Source organism: Meiothermus cerbereus, assembly GCF_051297115.1.
Taxonomy (GTDB): domain Bacteria; phylum Deinococcota; class Deinococci; order Deinococcales; family Thermaceae; genus Meiothermus; species Meiothermus cerbereus_A.
In genome coordinates this window covers 1-4,157 of record NZ_JBEVAL010000121.1, presented here as the reverse complement: position 1 = coordinate 4,157, position 4,157 = coordinate 1, and the positions used below count along the sequence as shown (strand labels likewise).

The window sequence follows — 4,157 nt, the reverse complement described above, 5'->3', positions numbered from 1 at the left end:
CCTAGAGCACACCCCTCGCTGCGCTCGGCGAAAACAGCGTATCCCGTTGGTCGGGTTAGGCCGTCACCGTTCGGTGACGACCTAACCGAATCTGGTATGAGCGGCTCAATGTTTGTGAAAAGCGCTCTAGTCCACCACCCGAAACCCCAGCGCCTCGGCCCGCTCCACAAAGAACTGGATATTCTCGCTTTTGGTCTCGCCCCCCAGGCTCTTGCGCTCATAGGCCTGTTCAGCCGCCAGAATCATGGTCTCGGCCAGGCAGGCTGGTACTGCCCCTTCGCCAAAGTGCAGGTCGAGGTTGCCGGTCATGGCCCCCGGAGGCCGCACCACCCCACCGGGAATTACCCGCACCTCTGGTACTTCTTTGACCGATTCGTCCACGTCGGGGGGCACCCCTTCGTCGTAGATCCAGGCTCCAGGTTTTACATGCTGGGGGAAGATGACCGGCTGGGGGTCGGAGGTGGCGGTAAACACCAGGTCGGCCTCGCGGATGGCGGCCATCTCCAGGGTGGTTACAATTTCGGGTACCGGCTGTCCCTTGCGCTCGAGGTTCTGCTTAAGGGTGCTGGCGCTTTTTTCCAGGCGCTCGAGGTTGCGCCCTACCAGAATCAACTTACCCACCAGCGGGGCAATCTGACGGGCGATGCCAAAGGCCACCACCCCATTGGCCCCTACCACGGCGGCGGTGGCAGTTTTGAGCTTTCGTCCGCTCTGCTCGAAGTGGGCCAGGATGCCCGGTATAGCCGCCTTGACGGTTCCGGCGGTATAGGCCCCGCCGTTGGTCACCTCGATCTGTGGCACGGCCTCCTGCACCATTTTGCCCTTATCGCCCACCACGCTCCAGAAGGCTCCCAGCCCCACCACTGTGCAGCCCAGCTCTTTGGCCAGCCGTGCCCCCTGGATGGCCCGCTGGGTGGCCAGCTCGGGCTTGCCGGTAATCTGATGGGGCAACAGGGGCGCCGAGATGAGGTGGCAGCGAATCTCCCGCCCATCGGCGGTTTTTACCCCGCGCAGCTCGCCCACCTTCATGGGCCGGATGGCCTCGGCCAGGTTTTCCACCAGGGCTTGGGAGACCAGGCCCCGCTTCACCAGCGCTTTGGCCCAGCGAAAACGGGGGCTCTGGAAGAGGTCGTCTAGCGTTAGGGGATGGATCATGAAGGCGCAGACCACCTGTTTTTCTGAGGGCAGCGGCGGCGGCTCGCCCAGGCGGGGCTCGGTACCTTCCAGCATCCGCCCAATGTTTTCCTTGTATCTCCACAACGTGGCAAACAACAACGCCCAGGCCGAGAGCTTAGCCCAGCCAGCAATGGGCTCGAAGGTGAGCAGAAGGGCCAGCGTAGCCGGTATGTACATCACCCCCAGCGAAGCATAGCGGCTCAACAAGAGACCCACCATGGCCACCAGCAACACCACCAGGGTGAGCAGGTAGGGCAGGCCGCTCAGGTACAGGCCAAAGACGATGCCTACCAGCACCCCAGCACCCCGTCCCCGCAGGAGCGCACCCTCGGAAAAAAGCCGGGGGGGATAAAGGTGCCCCAGGTAGACCAGCAACGCAAAAACAACTGCCCAGGACAGGCCAGACTGCCCCCCCAGCCAGACCGCCAGGAGCCCCTTGAGGAAGTCCAGACCCCAAGCCAGCAGGGCCGGGCCAGTGCCCAGGCGTTTGAGGGTGTTCTCGAGGCCCAGGTTATAGGCCGAAGCCAGGCGCGGGTCTTGCCCGGTGAGCCAGCGAATGGCCCAGTAGCCCAGGGGCAAAGCGCCAATTAAGTAAGCCAGGATCGCCAGAACAAAAACCATCGGCTCAACCTTATCAGATTTGCCCAGGGGTTTGCAGAGGCGCAGTAGCGATAGCGCATGCGCCTGGGTTCATGCCTCGGACGGCTCTTTGGCCTCTGTATTGGAGATGCGGGGCTTCTGGCTCATGGCCCAGAGTGTACCCAGAATCAAGACCCCCAGAATAAAAAGGGAGAACTGGGTTTTGTCGATACCCGTAACCCACTCCGGGCGCAACAGCACCTCCTTGGTGAATTTGTCCCAACCCCCAATGGCCAGTTTGACTCCGGCAAAGCCCACCACCACAAAGGCCACCGTTTCGAAGCGAGGGTATTTTTCCAGCAAGCCCACAAAGAGCACGGCTACAAAGCGCAGGGCCAGAATGCCAATAAACACGCCGGTGAAGATGATCACGAGGTTGTCCGAAAGCGCTACCGCTACCAGGATCGAGTCCACCGCGAAGGCCAGGTCGGCCAGCTCGATTTGAGCTACGATGGTCCAGAATTGGCGCGGAGTAACTTCCTTAAGGGTACGCGCGGCATCGAGGTGCACTTCCTCTTTGGGCTGGGGCTTGCTGAAGTGTCGAATGGCGATAAAAAGCAGGTAGGCCGCGCCCAGGGCTTGAATCCACCAGAACTGAATTAGATACACCGCAAAGACCAGGGCCAGCCCCCGCAGAATGTAGGCTCCGGCGATGCCATAAAACAAGGCCCGCTGCCGCCAGGGTGGGGGTAGTTGCCTGACCATCACCCCCAGCACCATGGCATTGTCGGCAGAGAGCACTGCCTCCAAGACAATCAGGATTCCGATAACAATCAGTGCTTGTCCAAGCTGTTCCATGGATACCCCTGGCCGTGGTGCAGCAAAATAACAAAAGCCACCACGGCCTTTTCGTGTCGTGGTGGTCTCACCTGGGCTATTTGCCCTGATTAACCGGAAGCCAGAGCTTCGTACTGACGATTAATCAAACCCAAGAAAGGGCGGTTACTCCCCAACCAGGTTGTAGTGTAGCACGCTTTTTCCAAATTGGGAGCGCATGTGGGGCCGGATGGCTTTAGCCTGGCTTTTCCCACACCGCCCAGGTGCGGTGGTGCCCCTCCCAAAAGCCCTCGGCCCAGGCCCGCAGGTAGAGCCCTGGGGGTGGGTGCAGGAGTTCGCCGGACTGCCAGTAATGCACAGCCTGGCTGCCGCGCCGCTCGGCTTCCATAAGCGTGAAACCCTCGAGCAGCACCAGTCCACCAGGCACAAGCCGTTCGGCCAACCGTTCCAGCAGGGGGCGGTGCAGGAAATATGACTTGACGATGCCAGCAAAAGGGCCGGGGGGCAGGTCTGGGGAGGGGGCTTCCAGGTTGGCCTTTAGCGCCCAGATATAAAGCTGCTGGCGGGCTGCTTCGCCCCGAACGAACTCGAGCGCCACCCGGCTTTGCTCGAGCAAAAGCACCGGATGCCCGCGCCGGGCCAGAAAAAAGGCGTTACGACCCATACCACCGGCCAGATCCAGCACCGGGCCGGCTGGTAGCTCTTGGGCGTAGGCCGCCACCACCGCGGCGGGCTGGTTTAGGGGTGGCTGATTCAGGTAGTGGGCGTCCCAGTCTTTGGGCATGGTCAGGACGAGCGACGGAAGGCCCACAGGCTGCCCAAGACCAGGATGGCAAAGGTGACACTGAGGAAAAAAGCCTGGGGCAGATGCAAGGCCAGCTCGGGGCGGTGCAGCCAGACCTCGCTGCCGTGGCTCCAACCCTCCAGCGTTAGCTTGAGCCCGGCCCCGCCCACCACCGCATAAGCCACGGTCTCCAGGCGTGGATAACGCTCGATGACCGCAACCATGATGCCAGCGGCCAGCCGGACGAGCAGAATCCCGATGGCTACCCCGGCAAAAATCACCCAGAACTCCCGGCTGAAAGCAACCACCGCCAGCACCGAGTCCACCGCGAAGGCCAGGTCTACCACGTTGATCATGATCACGATGCGCCAAAAGCCGGCAGCCGCGGCCTGCTGGATGCGGGCTTGCTCCGTTGCCGAGGCCGGCTTATGTCGGAAGATGTGATTGACCGCCAGATACACCAGGTAGAGCCCACCTAAAAGCTGTATCCACCAGATTTTGATGATGATGGTAGCGAACAGCAAAGCCAGCCCACGCAGCACATAGGCCCCAATGATGCCGTACAGCAGGGCCCTCGAGCGCAGGTGCTCCGGCAAAGGCCGCACCATTACGGCCAGTACCATGGCGTTGTCCACAGAGAGTACGGCCTCGAGGGCCACGATAATTAGAATTGCTGTAAGTGCCGAAGCAAAATCCACAAATTCTAGCCTATCACGCCAATTCGGAAAAGGACTTGACACCCAGTGGAAAATAAGGGACGGGGGTGAGTTATGCGACATTA

Annotated in this window: 4 protein-coding genes; all 4 read right to left on the bottom strand. The window is 61.1% G+C overall.

The window, feature by feature from the left end:
- Positions 1–126: 126 nt before the first annotated feature.
- The 4 genes from ABWU19_RS14375 to ABWU19_RS14360 all read right to left on the bottom strand — a co-directional run bounded on the left by ABWU19_RS14375 (position 127) and on the right by ABWU19_RS14360 (position 4,074).
- Positions 127–1,797: a glycerol-3-phosphate acyltransferase gene (locus ABWU19_RS14375; RefSeq protein WP_435902340.1), complete on the bottom strand. Its 1,671-nt coding sequence runs from the start codon at positions 1,795–1,797 to the stop codon at positions 127–129.
- A 69-nt stretch (positions 1,798–1,866) separates the two neighbouring features.
- Entirely contained in the window at positions 1,867–2,613 is a 747-nt protein-coding gene (locus ABWU19_RS14370; RefSeq protein ID WP_435902339.1) for a TerC family protein, read from the bottom strand.
- A 214-nt stretch (positions 2,614–2,827) separates the two neighbouring features.
- Positions 2,828–3,376, bottom strand: a complete 549-nt coding sequence (locus tag ABWU19_RS14365) for a class I SAM-dependent methyltransferase (RefSeq protein ID WP_435902341.1) — start codon at positions 3,374–3,376, stop codon at positions 2,828–2,830.
- Between the two features lie 2 nt (positions 3,377–3,378).
- Positions 3,379–4,074, bottom strand: coding sequence for a TerC family protein (locus ABWU19_RS14360; protein WP_435902338.1), 696 nt, complete (start codon positions 4,072–4,074; stop codon positions 3,379–3,381).
- Positions 4,075–4,157: the final 83 nt, after the last annotated feature.